Genomic DNA, 18648 nt, shown 5'->3' on the forward strand with positions numbered 1-18648 from the left:
GTCACCCTTCCCAAACGTTATCCCAAACCTCTTAAACGCGGCTATCTCAGCCTTTTTCACTTTTCAGTGCATAGAGGCAATGACTTTACATATGACGGTATTGACTTTCTCCCAGCCAGAACGGCGAGTTCTTGACTTAGTGTTTAAAATGTCTGACGCCCGTAAATACCATCGCAATGCCGTATTCGTTGGCGACTTTAATGGACTCCTCGTCCTTGATGGAGCCGCCAGGCTGAATGACCGCCGTGACCCCGGCTTTGGCCGCCAACTCCAGCGTATCGCCCATCGGGAAAAACGCATCGGATGCGAGTACCGATCCCTTGGCTTTGTCGCCCGCCTGCTCGATGGCGATTTTGGCGGAGCCGACGCGGTTCATCTGACCCGCACCCACGCCAACGGTCATGTTGTCCGCGGCCAGTACGATCGCGTTGGACTTCACGTGCTTGACGACCTTCCAGCCGAACAGCAGCTGCTTCAGCTCCTCTTCGCTAGGCGCACGGTCGGTGACGACTTTCAGATCGGCTTCGTCCAGCGAATGCACGTCGCTTTCCTGCACGATCATGCCGCCGTCGACCGACGTGACGACAAATTGACTGGTCCGTTCCTTGGCAGAACCGAATTCGCCCATTTTCAGCAGACGGATGTTCTTCTTCTTCGTCAAAATTTCGAGTGCCTCATCGGTGAAGCCCGGTGCCAGCACGATTTCCAGGAAAATTTCGCTGAGCAGCGCCGCAGTATCGCTGTCGATAATGCGGTTAGCCGCGACGATGCCGCCGAAAATGGAGGTCGGATCCGCGCTGTAGGCTTTTTTATAGGCTTCCAAAATGCTTTCGCCAGTGCCTACACCGCAAGGGTTCATATGCTTGACCGCCACGACAGCCGGTTCGTCGAATTCTTTGACGATCTGCAGCGCCGCGTTGGCGTCGTTGATGTTGTTGTACGACAATTCCTTGCCGTGCAGCTGCTCGGCGGTTGTGATGGTACCGGATGGAGCGAGCGGTTTGCGGTAGAACGCCGCTTTCTGGTGCGGATTCTCGCCGTAGCGAAGGTCTTGGATCTTCTCGTAAGTGACCGTCAAACGCTCAGGAAGAGGATCGCCTGTGACGTTCGACAAATAATCGGAAATGAGGGCATCGTATGCGCCGGTGTGGCGGAAAACTTTGGCTGCAAGCCGTTTGCGCGTCTCCAGCGTCGTATCTCCGTTCTCGCGGATTTCCGCAAGTACAGTGCCGTAGTCGGCCGAATCGACAACTACGCTGACAAACGCATGATTTTTGGCTGCCGAACGAAGCATGGTCGGACCGCCGATGTCGATATTTTCGATCGCATCTTCATACGTAACGTCCGGTTTGGCAATCGTCTCCTGGAACGGATACAGGTTTACGACCACCAGATCGATGTAGTCCAGGCCCAGCTCTTTCATCTGCTGCTGATGCTCTTCGCTGTCACGGACAGCCAGAAGGCCGCTGTGTACCGCCGGATGCAGCGTCTTGACGCGTCCATCCAAAATTTCCGGAAACCCGGTTACTTCGGAAATGCCGATAACCGGCACGCCTTCCTGTGCCAGCAGGCTTTTGGTGCCCCCTGTCGAAATGATCTCCACGCCCAATGCAGACAGCTCGCGGCAAAAATCCACGATGCCCTTCTTATCCGATACGCTGACCAGCGCTCTTTTAATACTCACGATATGCTCCTCCTTTATGTGTAAAAACGATAACTTTCGCTCGAAGCTCATTTATTTCCCGAGAAATATCGAAAAGATTCCCCGGCATCCGCCGGAAGCGGGCCGAGCCGACAAAACCGTCAAATCCCTCCACAAAGCGCACTTTTTGCTCGATAACGGCCGACGTCTTTGCGGAAACACCGAAATTTATCATTTCTTATATAAGTTGAACGATTGAAATGGATGATAGGGGCAAGTACGTAAAACGTTCCTACGATCGCTCTTGTTTTCGTATTTCTTGATTGATGGATCCAACCTAATGGAGAAATCCGAAAGCCAAAGCATATGCTTCCGATGCTAGCTTTCCTTTGGAAAGCTTTCACGAACGCTTCGCTTCTTCAGAATCGTTTTACTCCCTTGCCCTGCATCCTATTCTTTTAATTCAACTTATATTATACGAAAAAGCCGCTGACAGCCGCCGCCATTCGTGTCGGAACCGCGGCAGTTGTCCTTTATCCCCTTACCGTATCTCTATATCTTTGTGTTGTTACCTCTCCAACCACATCAAGGCATCATCCCTTAAGCAGCGTAACTTTCCGGCCCTCCAGCTTCACTCTACCCTGGGCAAAAAGAGCAACGACCTGCGGGTACAGCTCCTGTTCTACAGCATGCACCGCCTGCGCAAAAGACTCCTCCGTCTCATGCTCGGCCACCTCGATCGCCCGCTGGGCGATAATCGGTCCGGTATCCATGCCGCCGTCCACAAAATGCACGGTTACGCCGCTCAGCTTGACGCCATAGTCCAGCGCTTGCCCGATCGCGTTTGTCCCGGGAAATGCCGGGAGCAGCGACGGATGAATGTTGATCAGGCGTCCCGCATATTTGTCGACGATCACGGAGGTCAGCAGACGCATGTACCCTGCCAGCACGACCAGGTCGATGTCCAGCTCCTCGAGCTTGGCGACGATTTCCGCTTCATATTCCTCGCGCGATCCGTACTGTTTGGGAACAAACAGATGCTTAGGAATACCGAGTCGCTCCGCCCGGCCGACGACAGGGGCCGCCGGTTTGTCGCAGACGAGCAGTTCCACCGTCGCGCCGCCGAGCCTTCCCTCAGCGGCCGCTTCGGCCAATGCCTGAAAGTTGCTTCCCGTTCCGGAAGCAAACACAGCAATCCGGTAGCCGCTCATTAGACACCGGCTCCCGTAAAGGTCACAACCGACTCACCCGGCGTTACCGACCCGATGATGTACGCTTCCTCGCCGCTTGCCTTGAGCAGCTCCAGCGCCTGCTGCGCATCGCCTTCGCTGACGACAAGGACAAGCCCGATACCCATGTTGAATGTGGTGAACATATCGCGGTTGGCAATACTGCCCTTGCTCTGCATCAGCTCAAAGATCGGCAGGATCGGCCAGGAACCGTAACGGATGTCCACGTTGACGTTCGCAGGCAGCATGCGCGGAATGTTCTCGATGAAGCCGCCGCCGGTGATGTGCGCCATGCCTTTCACGTTGACCTTCTCCAGCAGAGCCAGCAGAGGCTTCACATAGATTTTGGTCGGTGTCAGCAGGACGTCGCCCAGCTTGCCGCCCAGTTCAGGGATTTCATCATGCAGGCTGTAGCCGGACTGCTCAAGCAGGAGCTTGCGCACCAGGGAGAAGCCGTTGCTGTGCACGCCGCTCGACGCGATGCCGATGACCGTATCTCCAGGGGCGATGGACGCGCCGTTGATGATTTTGCTTTTATCGACAACGCCGACGGTAAAGCCCGCGATATCGTATTCGCCTTCGGCGTACATGCCGGGCATCTCAGCGGTTTCGCCGCCGATCAGCGCGCAGCCGGACTGATGGCAGCCCTCGGCGATGCCGGCCACGATCGCTTCGATCTTCTCCGGCACGACCTTGTCGCATGCCAAGTAGTCGAGGAAAAACAGCGGCTCTGCCCCCTGCACCACGATGTCGTTGACGCACATGGCCACCGCGTCGATCCCGATCGTGTTATGGCGGTCCATGGCGAAGGCGATTTTCAGCTTGGTGCCGACCCCGTCCGTTCCGGAAACGAGCACAGGCTCCTCATATTTGTCCTTGTTCAGGCCGAACAGCGCCCCAAAGCCGCCAAGATCTGTCATCACTTCCGGACGGAACGTCCGTTTCACGTGCTTCTTCATCCGTTCTACCGCTTCATTTCCGGCCGCGATATCCACACCGGCATTTTTATAAGCCTCAGACACTCCAACGACACTCCTTTGTCAAATGCTCCGCCACTTTTTAAGCGGGTAAAGTATTCATATCCTGAATCGATCCACAGACACAGCCCAAACCTTCAGCCCGGCAATGCCATCGCGATCCGTAATCGCCCTGCATTCCAAGCCCATCAGCAGCTGCAGCCAAACTTCTCTTCACCGTTAAAATCCAGATGCGTCGGATAATCGTTGTCGAAACAAGCCAGGCACAGCCCGCCCTTATAATCATCCGCATTGTTGCCTGCAATCGCAGTGATCAGACCCTCCGGGCTAAGGAACGCCAGCGAATCGGCGTTAATTTCCCGGCAGATTTCTTCCACCGACTTGCTTGAGGCAATCAGCTCGCGCCGGTCCGGCGTGTCGATGCCGTAAAAGCACGGATTTTTAAAAGGCGGTGACGTAATCCGCACATGCACTTCCACCGCCCCGGCGTCGCGAAGCAGGTTCACGATCCGGCGGGAGGTCGTGCCGCGGACGATCGAATCGTCGATCATGACGACCCGCTGGCCTTCGACCACACGCCGCACGGCGCTGAGCTTCATCTTGACGCCCTGCTCGCGCAGCTCCTGGCTCGGCTGGATAAAGGTGCGGCCCGTATATTTGTTTTTGATGAGCCCCATCTCGTACGGGATCCCCGTCTGCTCCGCGTAACCAATCGCCGCGGAAATACTGGAATCAGGCACCCCGGTCACGATGTCAGCGTCGACAAACGATTCGATCGCCATCCGGCTGCCCATCCGCTTGCGGGCGGCGTGCTGGTTCGAGCCGTTCATGTCGCTGTCGGGACGGGCAAAATAGATGTACTCCATCGCACACAGCGATTTACGGTGCTTCTTCTCCTCGAACCGGTCTTCATGCAGGCCGTCTTTGTCGAGAATAAGCAGCTCGCCCGGCTCGATGTCGCGGATCAGCTCCGCGCCGATCGTCTCGAGCGCGCAGGTCTCGGAGGCGAAAATATACGCCTCACCGAGCTTGCCCATCGTCAGCGGCCGCAGCCCGTGCGGATCCGACGCGACCAGCAGCCGGTCGTTCGTCATGATCAGGAACGCGTAGCCGCCGACGATGCGGTTGAACGCGTCTTTGGCCGCAGAGACGAGATCCTTCGGCGAACGCGCGATCAGATGCGCGATGACCTCCGTGTCGCTCGTCGTCTGGAATATCGACCCGCCTTCCTCCAGCTCGCGCCGGATTTGCGGAGCGTTCACGATATTGCCGTTGGTCGCCACGGCCAGGTCGCCGTCACGGTACTTGAACACCAGCGGCTGCGCGTTCGTCAGCTTGCTGTCGCCGCTCGTCGAATAGCGCACGTGCCCGATGGAGATGTCCCCGGTCAGGGAAGCCATCATATCTTTGTCGAATACCTCTTTGACGAGACCCATGCCGCGGTGGTAGTGAAATTCCTCGCGGTCGCTGACACACATCCCCGCGCTTTCTTCCCCGCGGTGCTGCAGGGCATGCAGCCCGTAGTAGGACAAAGAAGCGGCGTCCGGGTGTCCATAGACCCCGAACACGCCGCATTCTTCTTTTAATTTGTCGAACAGCCCGTCTTTGCCCGAGCCTTCGTTATAGTAGTCTCCCGTCCACAGCGTTTGCGGTGTTACTTCATGAGACATGGAATCGCATCCTCCCAGACCTGCTTCAAGCCTCCTACACTTTCGTTCACGGCCGAAGCACCGTTGATGTCAACCACCAGACTGTCGCCTTCCACGATGCCGATTTCGGCAACCGGCACGCCTTGACCTTCAATATAAGCTTTCAGCTGCTCTGCCTTGTCCCGGGATGCCGAGAGCAGGATGCGGGATTGGGATTCGCTGAACAGGGCTACGTCCGGACGCAGGCCGGTTTCGACATGCACCTGGGCACCCAGCGAACCGCTGATGCAGGACTCGGCCAGAGCCACTGCAAGACCGCCCTCGGACAAGTCGTGCGCCGACTGTACGAGTCCTTGCTGGATCGCACCAAGCACGGAAGACAGCAATTTTTTCTCCGTGTCCAGGTCGAGCGCCGGAGGACGTCCTTCCGTTGCCCCATGCACGACATATTGGAACTCGCTGCCGCCCAGCTCCGCTTTCGTGTCGCCGAGCAGGAAGATGACGTCGCCTTCTTGTTTGAAGCCTTGTGTCGTAATATGATCCGTATCATGCACCAGACCGACCATGCCGACGACCGGCGTCGGGTAGATCGCTCCGCTGGCGTTCTCATTGTACAGGCTGACGTTACCGCCGATGACCGGCGTATCCAGCACGCGGCAGGCTTCGGCCATGCCGTCTACCGCACGCTCCATCTGCCAGAAAATATCCGGCTTCTCCGGACTGCCAAAGTTCAGGTTGTCCGTGATCGCCAGCGGCTCGGCGCCGGAGCAGACGATGTTGCGCGCGGCTTCACTGACCGCGATGCGGCCGCCGACTTCCGGATCGAGATACACGTACCGCCCGTTGCAGTCGGTCGTCATCGCGAGACCTTTGCGCGTGCCCTGGATCGTAACCACTGCCGCGTCGGAACCCGGACGGACCGCCGTGCTCGTGCGGACCATGTAATCGTACTGATTGTATACCCAGGCTTTGCTGGCAACCGTCGGGGAAGCCAAAACTTGCTTCAGGGCGCCGCCCAAGTCTTTCACTTCTTCGTAGCGCAGCGTATCGACGCCGGCGTTTGCTTCGTAATAAGCAGGCACGCTCGACGGCTTGTTGTACACCGGGCACTCGTCAACAAGTGCCTTGACCGGCATGTCGCCAACGACCTCGCCATGGTGGAACAGCTTCAGGCGTCCATCGTCGGTCACTTTGCCGACCTTGGCGCAGATGACGCCCCAGCGCTCGAAAATTTCCATCGCCTGCGCTTCGTCCTTCGGCTCGACGACGAACAGCATGCGCTCCTGGGATTCGGAGAGCATCATTTCGTACGGCGTCATGCCTTCTTCACGCTGCGGCACCTGGTCAAGGTACAGCTCCAGGCCGTTGCCCGCCTTGCTCGCCATCTCCGCGCTGGAGCAGGTCAAGCCGGCTGCGCCCATGTCCTGAATGCCGAGCACGATCCCCGAATCGATCAGCTCCAGGGTCGACTCCATCACCAGCTTCTCCATGAACGGGTCGCCGACCTGAACGGCCGTCTTCTTCGCTTCCGACTCTTCGCTGAGCTCAACCGAAGCAAACGTCGCACCGTGAATGCCGTCGCGGCCGGTAGGAGGACCTACGTAAAAGACCGGGTTGCCCACGCCTTTAGCCACACCGCGCTGAATTTTGTCGTGGTCGATCAGACCGACGCACATCGCGTTAACCAGCGGATTGCCGTCGTAGCTGTTGTCGAACATCACCTCACCGGCCACCGTCGGAATGCCGATGCAGTTGCCGTATCCGGCGATGCCGGCCACGACATGCTCAAACAGATACTTCACGCGGTCGCTTTCGAGCTTGCCGAAACGCAGCGAGTTGAGCAGCGCCACCGGTCTTGCACCCATCGAGAAAATGTCGCGGATGATGCCGCCCACGCCGGTCGCGGCGCCTTGGTAAGGCTCTACCGCGGAAGGGTGGTTATGGCTTTCGATTTTGAACACGACCGCCTGGTTGTCGCCGATGTCGACGATCCCCGCGCCTTCGCCCGGTCCCATCAGGACCCGCGGGCCGCTGGTCGGGAAGCGGCGCAGCAGCGGCTTCGAATTTTTGTAGGCACAGTGCTCAGACCACATGACGCTGAACACGCCGATTTCGGTATAGTTCGGCTGACGTCCCATAAAGGAGCAGATCAGCTCGTATTCACTGTCCGATACCCCAAACTGCTGATAGATTTTCTGTTCCGCAATCTGTGCTGCGGTCGGTTCTTTAGCGGACACTTGCTGCGCCATGGGTATCCCTCCAAGCCTTCAAAATGGATGTAAACATACGCTTGCCGTCCTCGGAGCCGAGCAGGGAGTTCACTGCGCGTTCCGGGTGCGGCATCATGCCGACGACGTTGCCGCGCTCATTGCAGATGCCGGCGATATCCAGCACAGAGCCGTTCGGATTGCTGCTGTAGGTGAAGACGATTTGGTTATTTTCCTGAAGACGCGCGAGCGTCTCTTCATCACAATAGTAATTCCCTTCGCCGTGGGCGATCGGAATGACGATTTCTTCATTTTCGCTAAAGTCGGTCGTGAACGGCGTGCGGTTGTTCGCCACCTTCAGCACCGTGTCATGACAGCGGAACTTCATGGACGTGTTGCGCAGCAGTGCGCCCGGCAGCAGACCCGCTTCCGTCAGGATTTGGAATCCGTTGCAAATGCCCAGAATGTATTTGCCTTGCTCTGCAGCCTTGGCCACTTCACTCATGACTGGAGCAAAACGCGAGATTGCCCCGCAGCGAAGGTAGTCGCCGTAAGAGAAACCGCCAGGAACCAGAATGCAGTCGTAAGCGGACAGGTCTGTTGCGGTATGCCAGACGTAATCGACAGGCTCCCCGAGTGTTTCCTCTACCGCTTTGTAGCAGTCGATATCACAGTTGGAGCCGGGAAAGACGAGAACTGCAAATTTCATGGATGTTAGCCCTCCAATTCGTATCGGTAATCCTCGACCACCGTATTCGCCAGAAGCTTCTCACACATGGCTTTGACGCGTTGTTCCGCTTCAGCACGGTCATTCGTGTCCAGCTGAAGCTCCATGTATTTCCCGATGCGGAGGCTCGACACTTCCTCGAATCCCATCGAATGAAGCGCTCCCTGCACCGCAACCCCTTGCGGATCGAGTACGCCCTGCTTAATAGTGACATAGACCGTAGCTTTCATCATGTTCTTCTAGTTCCTCCTCTAGGAATGAGTGAATAAGTGAATGAATCTTTTTCAGGCCTGCATTAGCTAAAAAATCGTCTAAAACCTAAGTTCGTTACTATAGCGGGTTCTATCTTAAACGCGCTTCGTCAGGCGTTCGTAAATATCCACATATCTGCGGGTCGTTTCGTCTACTACCGGCTGCGGCAGCGGGTCCGGCTGGCTGTTCTTGTCCCATGGTGTTGAGGCAAGGTAGGATCGCACCGGCTCCTTATCCATGCTGTCGATCTCGATGTCCAGCGCGTAGTTTTCCTTCGCCCAGAAGCGCGAGGAGTCCGGCGTAAAAATCTCGTCGATCAGGATGACCTTGCCGTCCAGTACGCCGAATTCGAACTTGCAGTCCGCCAAAATGATGCCGCGCTCATCGCAGTACCGCCGCGCGAAGTCGTACAGCTTCAGGCTTTTCTCCTGGAGCTCCAGCGCCAGCTCTGCGCCGATCAATTCCTTCATGCGCTCCATGGAGATGTCCTCGTCATGGCCGACATCGTTTTTGGCCGCCGGTGTGAAGATCGGCTCCGGAAACGCCTCGTTCTTGCGGATGCCTTCCGGCAGCTTGATGCCGTTCACTTCACCGCCCGCCTGGTACTGCCTCCAGCCTCCGCCGGTAATATAACCGCGCACGACGCATTCCATGTCGATACGCTCGGCTTTGCGGACCACCATGATCCGGTCCTTCAAGAGCTCCTTGTTCTTCGCCACGGCGCCCAGGCGCTCGACGTCCGTATGGACAACATGGTTGTCCATGAAGTCCTTCGTCATTTCGAACCAGAACGCGCTCAGCTTGTTCAGCACGTTGCCCTTCTCGGGCACCGGCGGCTCCAGCACATAGTCAAAAGCGGATATGCGGTCGGTGACCACGATCAGCACATGCTCTCCCAAATCGTAAAGCTCGCGCACCTTGCCTTTGTACAGCAGCGGCGCGTCTACCAGTTCGACCGCAGTCGATACAGCCGGTGATGTCATGCGAATCCTCCCCACTTTTTCGTCTTGGAGATGCATCGGTACAGCTGCGAGCAACAGTTGAGCTTCCGGCCGCTGTTGTTTTCGGATTTCCTTGATGGATCAATACTTCTAGGTAGAAATCCGAAAACAAAGGCGGACGCTCCCGCTCCTCCAGCTTCAACTTTCCTCTCCACTGCCCTACTTACTCCATGACAAATTTATTGTACAGCCCTCTTAAATCAAGCCAAGCTTTTTGAAAATCGTATCCACGTGCTTCAGATGCCACGACGGATTAAACGCATCTTCGATCTCTTCCGGGCTGAGCGCCTCCGTAATTTCCGGCGTCGCTTCCACGATGTCGCGGAACTGGCGCTGCTCTTCCCACGCCTGCATTGCCCGCGGCTGCACGGTATCGTACGCCTGCTCGCGGCTGAAGCCTTTGTCGATCAGCTTCGTCATGACGCGGCCGGAGAACGGCACACCGTAGGTACGCGCCATGTTGCGCTTCATGTTTTCCGGGAACACGGTTAGGTTCTTCACGATGTTGCCGAAGCGGTTCAGCATGTAGTTCAGCAGCATGGTCGCATCCGGCAGGATGATCCGCTCCACGGAGGAGTGCGAAATATCGCGCTCGTGCCAGAGCGCCACGTCTTCATAGGCGGTTACCATGTGGCCGCGGATGACGCGCGAGAGGCCCGAGATGTTCTCGCAGCCGATCGGGTTGCGCTTGTGCGGCATCGCCGAGGAGCCCTTCTGGCCTTTGGCGAAGGCTTCTTCAACCTCGCGCACTTCGCTCTTCTGCAGCGCGCGGATTTCCGTCGCGAACTTGTCGAGCGACGTCGCGATCAATGCCAGCGTTGCCATGTATTCGGCATGGCGGTCACGCTGCAGCGTCTGCGTGGAGATCGGAGCCGGGCTCGTGCCGAGCTTCTTGCAGACGAACTCTTCCACGAACGGGTCGATGTTGGCATAGGTGCCCACCGCGCCGGAAATTTTTCCGAACTGGACGCCGTTCGCCGCGTGGCGGAAACGCTCCAGGTTGCGTTTCATTTCTTCGTACCAGAGGGCCATCTTCAGGCCGAAGGTCGTCGGCTCGGCATGAACACCGTGCGTACGTCCCATCATCGGCGTGTCTTTGTAAGCTATAGCCTTGTCTTTCAGGATCTCGATGAAGTTCAAAATATCCTTCTCCAAAATTTCGTTTGCTTGACGGAGAAGATACCCGAGCGCTGTATCCACCACGTCAGTGGAAGTGAGTCCGTAATGCACCCATTTGCGCTCCTGTCCAAGACTCTCCGATACCGCGCGGGTAAAGGCGATGACGTCATGGCGCGTTTCCTGCTCGATTTCGTAAATCCGGTCGATGTCGAATTTGGCGTTCTCGCGAAGCAGCTTCGTGTCTTCCTTCGGAATGACGCCCAGCTCGGCCCAAGCCTCACATGCGCACAGCTCGACTTCCAGCCATGCCTTGAATTTATTTTCTTCGGTCCAGATGGCCCGCATTTCCGGTCTGCTGTAACGTTCGATCATAAATTATCCTTGCCTCCAGATGTTAGTTTGTTCAACCCAATCGAGTCCGTCCTGCACGTCCTTGCACAGCAGGTTGATATGTCCCATTTTACGGTCTTTCTTCACGTCGCTCTTGCCATATAAATGAAGCTTCGGCACCACGCCGTATTCGGTGACGGCGATGCTCGGTCTGCCGCTGGCGCGGATCACCTGCTCCAGATGCTGGCCGAGCACGTTGACCATGACGACCGGGGTCAGCAGCGTCGTATCGCCGAGCGGCATGTTGCACACGGCGCGTACATGCTGCTCGAACTGCGAGGTGGCGCAGGCCTCCATCGTGTAGTGGCCGGAGTTGTGCGGACGCGGCGCCAGCTCGTTCACGTACAGCTGCCCGTCCTTCGTCACGAACATTTCCACGGCCAGCAGGCCGACCGCGCCCAGGTGCTCCACGAGCTGCTCCGCCAGCTTGCGGGCTTCCCGCTGAACCTGCTCCTCGACTCTCGCCGGGACGATCGACAGGTGCAAAATGTTGTTCACATGAATATTTTCTGCCACCGGGAAGCTTTTTACTTCCCCTTTTGGACTGCGGGCGGCAATAACTGAAATTTCGCATTGAAAATCAACAAATTTCTCCAGTACCAGCTCGCGGCCGGTGGCAGCCAGTTCCTCGTAAGCCGTCTCGAGCTGATCCTCCGAGCGGAGAACGATCTGGCCTTTGCCGTCGTATCCGCCAGTGGCGGTCTTCAGCACGCCGGGAAGTCCGAGCTCGGCAGCCGCCTCTCTGAGGCTCTCCAGGCTCGTAATTTCGCGGTACGGCGCCACGGGCACGCCCGCAGCTTCGATCGCGCGCTTCTCCCGGAGGCGGTGCTGCGTCGTGTAGAGCAGCGCGCTTCCTTGCGGCACGCTGGATTCCTTCTCCAGCAGCGCCGCGACTTCTGCGTCGACGTTTTCGAATTCGTACGTAATGACATCCGATGCCGCCGCCAGCCGGCGGGCTGCATCAACGTCGTCGTAAGCCGCTTCAATCTGTCCTGCCACCTGCCCGCAGGGCGAATCCTGCGTCGGATCGAGCGTGATGAAGCGGTACCCCATAGCGGTCCCGGCCAGCGCCATCATTCGTCCCAGCTGGCCGCCGCCCAGAATGCCGATGGTGGAACCAGGGAGCCATGTCTGCTGCGATGCCTGATTGCTGCTCATAGCGAATCACTGCTTTCCAGCACTTCGTCGCGGATGGCATCTCTTCGAGCTTGCACCCGCGCTTGAACCTCGCTGTCATAGGCCCCGATGATTTGCGCGGCCAGGAGGCCCGCATTCGTGGCGCCCGCCTTGCCGATCGCCACCGTCGCGACCGGAATGCCGCCCGGCATTTGAACGATCGACAGAAGCGAATCCAGGCCGTTCAGCGCCTTGGACTGCACAGGCACGCCGATGACCGGCAGCGTCGTCTTGGACGCTACCATGCCCGGCAAATGCGCGGCACCGCCGGCTCCGGCGATGATGACCTTGAGGCCGCGCTCCGCCGCCTGCTCCGCAAAGGCGAACATCAGGTCCGGCGTCCGGTGCGCGGACACGACCTTTTTCTCATACGGAATTTGCAGTTCGTCCAGAACGAGACATGCATGCTGCATCGTTTCCCAATCCGATTTGCTGCCCATAATGACAGCGACCGCTGCTGACATGTTTCAACCCACTTTCCAAAAGTTTTTTATTCATTCGGGAGAGACCCAAAAAGGCCCGGTGCCCGAGAAATACGTTGACTTTCAGGATACCGGACCGGGTAAGGAATACCGCTGCCGCAAACGCAGCAAGGAGGGAAGCCTTTCCGTCCATCGGAACCGGCGACTCCTCAGCAGTATTCCCTCGTAGTCCGGACATTTACGGTATCCGGGTAGAAACTTCCGGGCCATATCCCCGGCATTATACGAGATCAATTCATTCGATTATTTGTTCATTCCCTTAACCATCCAGCGATGGTTCTCTGCCTCTTCCAAATCCCTTAAGGCTTTACACCTAACAGTTTAACAATCCCCTACACAACATGTCAACTAAAACACGAACAATTAAAACAGTGTAAAATCGAATGTTCGGATTTTGCCGCTGATCATTCCTAAAACAAAACCAGTGCACCCCATATTCGGGGCACACTGGCTTACAATTCCATCATTTATTTAACGACAAGCACCGGAATGGTCGCATGCTGCACGACGTTGTGGCTGACGCTGCCGAGCACAAACTCCCGGATTCCGCCCAAGCCGCGGCTGCCGATCACGATCAGATCATTGCCTTTTTCCTTGGCATATTCCAGAATGACTTCCGCAGGTCCACCCTGGATCATCTCCGCATTGTAGGCGACGCCTTCGCCGTCGAGGCGTTTCTTCACTTCCGCGACGGTCTGCTCAGCGAGTTCATAGAAGTCCTGATTGACGGATGCCGGAATCGGAGCCATGCCTTCGCCAATGAACACGCGCGGGAAATCAAAGACGTGTACAACGTCGATGACCGCGTCAGGCGCCGCTTTCGCCAGTTCGATTGCACGTTCAAGAGCCTTATTGGAAGCTTTGGAACCATCATAAGCTAAAAGAATTTTGGAAAATAACATGTGGACCCACCTGCGCTTTCTCTGTATGAAGTGTGAATTGAGATGTTATTAAACCGAATTAGCAAGAAATGAAACCTGTTGTACCATCAAGCGATAAATCAACTCATGAAAAATGCGTACAGAACTGCGTTGACGAACAGCAGCAGCGGTATCCCGACCCGAAAGCTCAGATGCCTGGTCTTATGGCGTTTGCGGTACATGGCGATCAATACGCCCAGCGCCCCGCCGATGGCGGCAAGCAGAAAGAGCGTTCTTTCCGGCACACGGTCACGCCTGTTTCTTGCCCTTCTTTTATCCTCGGACATGATCAGGTAACCTACCGCGTTGATAAAAATAAACCAGATCAAGAGCGCCGTCCTCACTTACACTACCACCCCCGTTCTACTGCTTGCTTCTATTATAAAACTTTACTAGCCAAGAGACAAACCGCCAGGCATCCGTCTGCCAGTATTTCCAGCAAAAACGCCTACCTGGCGGAGTTTTCCTAAGCAATTATGGAGCAAGCTTCCTCTCGCGAATGAGAGATTCCTCTGTCTGCTAGCCAGATTCTAGCTGTACCGGCGATAGGCCAGATAGGTTTAATGCATGTATACTTAGGCCGATCAGCCAGAGCATGCAGCCCGGGTCTTTCAGGCTATTAACCGTTCTTTTTCTCCATCGCCGCTTTCAGCAGCTCGCCGAGGTTCGAGCCGATCGGCTCCTGTTTCTTGGCATACTGCTGCACCAGCTTGCGCTCCTCGCGCTTGTTGACGTGCTTGCTGTCCTTGTTGACTGTCTCCGTGATGCCGCAGGACAGGCACTGCACATACAGGCCGGCTTTGCCTTCCTTCATCTCCATCTTCTTGTGGCACTGCGGGCAGCGGCGGTTGGACAGGCGCTTCTCGTCCGAACGACGGTAGCCGCAGTCCTCGCTCGGGCAGACGAGCATCTTGCCGCGCTTGCCCTTCTTCTCCAGCAGCCGGGTACCGCAGTCCGGACAATGGCTGTTCGAGACGTTGTGCGGCTTGTAGTCCGCCTTGCTGTTCTTTACGCCTGCCACCAGTTCCTTGGACATGCCGCGGATTCCCTTCAGAAACGGCTCCGGCTGCCCCTGGCCGCGGGCGATCTTCTCCAGCTCGGCTTCCCACTTGGCCGTCAGCTGCGGCGTCCGCAGCTCCGGCGCAACGAGTCCAATCAGCTGCTTGCCTTTGCCCGTCGGATGCAGCGCGTTCCCCTGGCGCTCGATCGTATCGGAGTTCACCAGCTTCTCGATAATGTCCGCGCGCGTCGCCGGAGTGCCGAGTCCGTGCTTCTCCATCTGGGACAGAAGCGTAGCCTCGGTATACCGCTTCGGCGGCAAAGTCCGGCCGCCCTGCATGATGACCCGCTGCACCTTGACGGCTTCGCCCTCGTTCAGCACGGGAAGCTGGGCTCCGCTCTCTTCGCCATCGGTATCAGACGACGAATCCTCGTCCGATTCGTCGGAGACATCTCCGCCGTATACCTCGCGCCAGCCGCTCTCCTTGATCGTCGTCCCTTTCACATGAAGGGACTCGCCTTCCACGTCGATCGTTACCGCGACCGCGTCGTACCGTGCCGGCGGGTAGAACAGGCTGATGAAGCGCCGGACGATCAGGTCGTACAGCTTGCGTTCTTCAGTGTTCAGCTGATTCAAAAGCACTGTCTCTTCCGTCGGGATGATCGCGTGGTGATCGCTGACTTTCGAATCGTCCACGACGCGTTTGGTGATATTCAAATTTTTCCGCAGCAGCGGACGCGCCAGGGAAGCATATGGTCCGATGGCCACGCTCTCCAGGCGTTCCTTCAGCGTGCCGGTCATATCCGACGTCAGATAGCGGCTGTCGGTCCGGGGATAGGTGACGAGCTTGTGCTGCTCATACAAACGCTGAAGCACGCCCGACGTCTGCTTCGCGGAAAAGCCGAACCGGCGGTTCGCATCCCGCTGCAGCTCGGTCAGGTCGTAAGCGAGCGGATGAGGCTCGACCTTCTCCGTCTTCTTCACCTTGACGATCCGGCCGGACGAGCCGTCCAGCTTGCGCTTCAAGGCTTCGGCCGCGCTCTTGTCAAAGATGCGGGCGTCACCATTGTTCCCCCGCCACACCGCGGCAAATCCGCCGAAGTCGGCCTTGATCGTGTCGTACTCCTGCGACCGGAAATTTACGATTTCATTTTCCCGGTCCATGATCATGCCCAGCGTCGGGGTCTGCACCCGTCCTGCGGAGAGCTGCGCCCCGAATTTGACGGTGAGCGCCCGCGTCACGTTCAGGCCGATCATCCAGTCTGCTTCAGCCCGGCAGCGCGCGGATTCGTACAGCCGGTCGAACTGGTTCCCCGGCTTCAACGAAGCAAAACCTTCCTTGATCGCCTTGTCTGTCTGTGAAGATATCCAGAGCCGCTTGAACGGCTTGTTCCATTTTCCCATCTTCATGATCCAGCGGGCGAGGAGCTCCCCCTCCCGCGCGGCGTCCGTCGCCACGATCAACTCGCCGACGTCCTGTCGGCGGAGCTGCTGCTGCACAACCTTGAACTGCTGGGCGGATTCACGCAGCACCTTCAGCTTCATCGATTCCGGCAGAATCGGCAAATCCTCCAGGTTCCAGGTTGCGTATTTATTGTCGTAATCCTCGGGCTCCGCGAGTCCGACCAAATGGCCCAGCGCCCAGGTGACGATATATTTCGGACCTTCGATATATCCTTTATGCTTGTCGCGGCTTCCCATGACGCGCGCAATTTCGCGGGCCACGGAAGGCTTTTCGGCTAATACCAATGATTTCATGACGTACCACCCTTTCTTTCCGTCCTATTATAACATTGAATCCGGCAGCGGATGCAAAAGGAAGGTAACCCTGTTTTATCTTATCGCCTGTGCAAAATAAAATCCCCCAGCGGAACCTCGGCAGGAGCCGAGGATGCCACTGAAGGACCTGGGGTGGTGCGGTAAATGCCTAATCCTGTTCCTGCTTCGGAATTTGGTTCAGGCTCGGCGGAAATTTAGCAGCTTTATCCGGATGCAGCGTGGTGTATTCCTGTTTCCGGCTCGCTCTGTTTGGCAGGTTACTGTCTTTAACCGGTTTACGATGCGGCATGCTTATCCCCCCTTATCCTTTAACAATCCCCCGATCGGGACGGAATTATCCATGGGGCCCTTGGGATGCCCTCGTTCGTTCAGCTCGTTTCTTTCAATAGAAGATACGCATCAAAATAATGCGACCCGTCCTCGGCTTGTCCGCTCACGTACACCCTGCCGCCGGACAGCTCTGACCGTTTCACCACCATGTCATCCCCCAATCGGGCCTCGTGATGGTAGGTGATCCGAAAACCCGCACAAGAATAACCCGTAAGCTCCTCCTTGGTCAGCGTATCCATGCACAGATCGGCATAACGGGAATTGTTCAGATGCAGATTAGCGTCGATCCCGCTGTAGCGTACCACGGAGCGGTACGATTCATGCAGCGGCATATCCTCAGGTATAGTTACTTTATCCGGTGCTTCACCGGCCGAGTCCTCTTCATTAATGTAGACGTCAAAAGGAAACTTGGATGGCCGCAGCATTCTGCGTTTCTGGATATCCACGAGCGCCCAAATGCTGCACGCTTCGCCGAGAATCTCCCCGCCGCTGCCATAAATCACAAAGTCCCGCTGCCACAGGGCCCCTCTCGGGCCTTTGTTCCAGGTCTCGACGTTGATTTGCTCCAGCGCCTTCGGCATCCGGCTGATGCGCAGATCCATTGTAATCAGCATCCAGCCCATGCCCGCTTCGATCATCTGGTCCCTCGTTGCCCCAAGCTGCTCCAGATCGGCGTCGGCCGTTCTCTGCGCCAAAGACAGCAGTACCGACAGCCGCGCTTCGGATTTAAAATCGATATCGTTGGAATGGATTAAGTAGGTTTCGGTCCACTTGTTGCCCATGCTATGCGCTCTCTCCTCTTTTTACGTTAAAATGATACTCGTACGTTGTTAGCCAGCCTTTCCATTTGGTGAAAAAGCCCGATCTTTCATCGGCTGCGCCCTTTCCCTGTATGTATAAGAAGCAGCGGAACGTTCATCCTAAGGCCACAACATCGGCGGAATTTAAGTTAATGTTAAGAAATTCGTGACCATAATGTTAAGGGTTTCGGTTTATAATGCTATACATCAAGCATACTCCTAGTTTCCACAATATTCAAAGAGGTGTGAATGCCGTAATGTCCAGAGAAGCGATCCTGCTCGTCGATGACGAGAAAGAAATTATCGAACTGATTGAAATTTATTTAAAAAATGAAGGATACACCTTATATAAAGCATCCAATGGACTGGAGGCACTCGGAGCGCTGCAGAGCCATCCGATCGACCTCATCATCCTTGATGTGATGATGCCCCAAATGGACGGGATTCAAGCCTGCATGAAAATCCGGGAAAAGAACAACACCCCCATCATCATGCTGTCCGCGAAAAGCCAGGATATCGATAAAATTTCCGGCCTGAGCATCGGTGCCGACGATTACGTCACCAAGCCGTTCAATCCGCTGGAGCTGGTCGCCCGCGTCAAATCGCAGCTGCGCCGGTACAAGCTGTTAAATTACCGCGATACCACAGCCGAGGACGAAATCGTAATTGACGATTTGGTCATCAATACCGCCACCCATACGGTGACCGTCGGGGAGCAGGAAGTGAAGCTGACGCCCCGCGAGTTCGACATTTTGAAGCTGCTGGCCGTCAATCAGGGCATCGTGCTCAGCATGGACAAAATTTACGAAGAGGTCTGGAACGAGCCGTTCATGGAATCAAAAAACACGGTGATGGTCCATATCCGGAAGCTCCGCGAAAAGATCGAAAAGGATACTCAGCATCCAGCCTACATCAAGACCGTCTGGGGCATCGGCTACAAAATGAAATCGGCGAAGGAGGTGTAGAGC

17 protein-coding genes and 1 riboswitch are annotated in these 18648 nt (G+C 56.5%); of the genes, 1 reads left to right on the forward strand and 16 read right to left on the reverse strand.

Translation table 11 applies throughout. The features are described 5' to 3' along the window. Positions 1–136: 136 nt before the first annotated feature. The 16 genes from purH to BCV73_RS25055 form a co-directional block, all read right to left on the reverse strand. Positions 137–1684, reverse strand: coding sequence for a bifunctional phosphoribosylaminoimidazolecarboxamide formyltransferase/IMP cyclohydrolase (gene purH, locus BCV73_RS24980; protein WP_089548977.1), 1548 nt, complete (start codon positions 1682–1684; stop codon positions 137–139). A gap of 551 nt (positions 1685–2235) precedes the next feature. Further along, positions 2236–2853, reverse strand: a complete 618-nt coding sequence (purN, locus tag BCV73_RS24990; protein ID WP_076176807.1) for a phosphoribosylglycinamide formyltransferase — start codon at positions 2851–2853, stop codon at positions 2236–2238. Next, complete coding sequence (gene purM / locus BCV73_RS24995; protein ID WP_089548979.1) at positions 2853–3893, reverse strand: phosphoribosylformylglycinamidine cyclo-ligase; 1041 nt, start codon at positions 3891–3893, stop codon at positions 2853–2855. The genes purN and purM overlap by 1 nt, the downstream gene beginning before the upstream one ends. Positions 3894–4036: 143 nt before the next feature. Next, positions 4037–5518 carry an amidophosphoribosyltransferase gene (gene purF / locus BCV73_RS25000; protein WP_089548980.1) on the reverse strand — a complete coding sequence of 494 codons (1482 nt, stop codon included), beginning with the start codon at positions 5516–5518 and terminating at the stop codon, positions 4037–4039. Further along, positions 5503–7746, reverse strand: a complete 2244-nt coding sequence (gene purL, locus BCV73_RS25005; protein WP_089548981.1) for a phosphoribosylformylglycinamidine synthase subunit PurL — start codon at positions 7744–7746, stop codon at positions 5503–5505. The genes purF and purL overlap by 16 nt, the downstream gene beginning before the upstream one ends. Further along, the gene (gene purQ, locus BCV73_RS25010; protein ID WP_076176811.1) at positions 7724–8413 is read right to left on the reverse strand and encodes a phosphoribosylformylglycinamidine synthase subunit PurQ; all 690 of its coding nucleotides are present in this window, start codon (positions 8411–8413) and stop codon (positions 7724–7726) included. The genes purL and purQ overlap by 23 nt, the downstream gene beginning before the upstream one ends. Before the next feature lie 5 nt (positions 8414–8418). Then, entirely contained in the window at positions 8419–8664 is a 246-nt protein-coding gene (purS, locus tag BCV73_RS25015; protein ID WP_076176812.1) for a phosphoribosylformylglycinamidine synthase subunit PurS, read from the reverse strand. Between the two features lie 114 nt (positions 8665–8778). After that, a complete protein-coding gene (locus BCV73_RS25020; RefSeq protein WP_089548982.1) occupies positions 8779–9666 on the reverse strand; it encodes a phosphoribosylaminoimidazolesuccinocarboxamide synthase in 888 nt (295 codons plus the stop codon). A gap of 213 nt (positions 9667–9879) precedes the next feature. Continuing rightward, positions 9880–11175: an adenylosuccinate lyase gene (gene purB, locus BCV73_RS25025; RefSeq protein WP_076176814.1), complete on the reverse strand. Its 1296-nt coding sequence runs from the start codon at positions 11173–11175 to the stop codon at positions 9880–9882. 3 nt (positions 11176–11178) lie between these two features. Next, positions 11179–12351: a 5-(carboxyamino)imidazole ribonucleotide synthase gene (gene purK / locus BCV73_RS25030; protein WP_076176815.1), complete on the reverse strand. Its 1173-nt coding sequence runs from the start codon at positions 12349–12351 to the stop codon at positions 11179–11181. Next, a complete protein-coding gene (purE, locus tag BCV73_RS25035; protein ID WP_076176816.1) occupies positions 12348–12833 on the reverse strand; it encodes a 5-(carboxyamino)imidazole ribonucleotide mutase in 486 nt (161 codons plus the stop codon). The genes purK and purE overlap by 4 nt, the downstream gene beginning before the upstream one ends. Before the next feature lie 164 nt (positions 12834–12997). Continuing rightward, positions 12998–13099: riboswitch (purine riboswitch) on the reverse strand. A gap of 219 nt (positions 13100–13318) precedes the next feature. Next, entirely contained in the window at positions 13319–13753 is a 435-nt protein-coding gene (locus BCV73_RS25040; protein WP_076176817.1) for a universal stress protein, read from the reverse strand. A gap of 98 nt (positions 13754–13851) precedes the next feature. After that, on the reverse strand, positions 13852–14115 hold the full coding sequence (locus BCV73_RS25045) for a DUF1294 domain-containing protein (protein WP_076176818.1): 264 nt from the start codon (positions 14113–14115) through the stop codon (positions 13852–13854). Positions 14116–14390: 275 nt separating this feature from the next. After that, positions 14391–16529 carry a DNA topoisomerase III gene (locus tag BCV73_RS25050; protein WP_089548983.1) on the reverse strand — a complete coding sequence of 713 codons (2139 nt, stop codon included), beginning with the start codon at positions 16527–16529 and terminating at the stop codon, positions 14391–14393. A gap of 169 nt (positions 16530–16698) precedes the next feature. Next, a complete protein-coding gene (locus tag BCV73_RS35155; protein ID WP_163880674.1) occupies positions 16699–16839 on the reverse strand; it encodes a hypothetical protein in 141 nt (46 codons plus the stop codon). A 79-nt stretch (positions 16840–16918) separates the two neighbouring features. Continuing rightward, positions 16919–17662: an acyl-[acyl-carrier-protein] thioesterase gene (locus tag BCV73_RS25055; protein WP_089548984.1), complete on the reverse strand. Its 744-nt coding sequence runs from the start codon at positions 17660–17662 to the stop codon at positions 16919–16921. 275 nt (positions 17663–17937) lie between these two features. Between BCV73_RS25055 and BCV73_RS25060 the strand changes: the two genes are divergently transcribed. Continuing rightward, positions 17938–18645, forward strand: coding sequence for a response regulator transcription factor (locus BCV73_RS25060; RefSeq protein ID WP_076176821.1), 708 nt, complete (start codon positions 17938–17940; stop codon positions 18643–18645). Positions 18646–18648 lie beyond the last annotated feature (3 nt).

The sequence above is a fragment of the Paenibacillus sp. SSG-1 genome (genome assembly GCF_002224835.1).
GTDB lineage: Bacteria > Bacillota > Bacilli > Paenibacillales > Paenibacillaceae > Paenibacillus_AQ > Paenibacillus_AQ favisporus.

Bases quoted from the DNA above. Each gene is read 5' to 3' on its own strand.
- BCV73_RS25040 (WP_076176817.1), bottom strand. From the start codon at position 13,753: ATGTTATTTTCCAAAATTCTTTTAGCTTATGATGGTTCCAAAGCTTCC.
- purS (WP_076176812.1), bottom strand. From the start codon at position 8,664: ATGATGAAAGCTACGGTCTATGTCACTATTAAGCAGGGCGTACTCGAT.
- purK (WP_076176815.1), bottom strand. From the start codon at position 12,351: ATGAGCAGCAATCAGGCATCGCAGCAGACATGGCTCCCTGGTTCCACC.
- purB (WP_076176814.1), bottom strand. From the start codon at position 11,175: ATGATCGAACGTTACAGCAGACCGGAAATGCGGGCCATCTGGACCGAA.
- purQ (WP_076176811.1), bottom strand. From the start codon at position 8,413: ATGAAATTTGCAGTTCTCGTCTTTCCCGGCTCCAACTGTGATATCGAC.
- purF (WP_089548980.1), bottom strand. From the start codon at position 5,518: ATGTCTCATGAAGTAACACCGCAAACGCTGTGGACGGGAGACTACTAT.
- BCV73_RS25055 (WP_089548984.1), bottom strand. From the start codon at position 17,662: ATGGGCAACAAGTGGACCGAAACCTACTTAATCCATTCCAACGATATC.
- BCV73_RS25060 (WP_076176821.1), top strand. From the start codon at position 17,938: ATGTCCAGAGAAGCGATCCTGCTCGTCGATGACGAGAAAGAAATTATC.
- purL (WP_089548981.1), bottom strand. From the start codon at position 7,746: ATGGCGCAGCAAGTGTCCGCTAAAGAACCGACCGCAGCACAGATTGCG.
- BCV73_RS25050 (WP_089548983.1), bottom strand. From the start codon at position 16,529: ATGAAATCATTGGTATTAGCCGAAAAGCCTTCCGTGGCCCGCGAAATT.
- BCV73_RS35155 (WP_163880674.1), bottom strand. From the start codon at position 16,839: ATGCCGCATCGTAAACCGGTTAAAGACAGTAACCTGCCAAACAGAGCG.
- purN (WP_076176807.1), bottom strand. From the start codon at position 2,853: ATGAGCGGCTACCGGATTGCTGTGTTTGCTTCCGGAACGGGAAGCAAC.
- BCV73_RS25020 (WP_089548982.1), bottom strand. From the start codon at position 9,666: ATGACATCACCGGCTGTATCGACTGCGGTCGAACTGGTAGACGCGCCG.
- purE (WP_076176816.1), bottom strand. From the start codon at position 12,833: ATGTCAGCAGCGGTCGCTGTCATTATGGGCAGCAAATCGGATTGGGAA.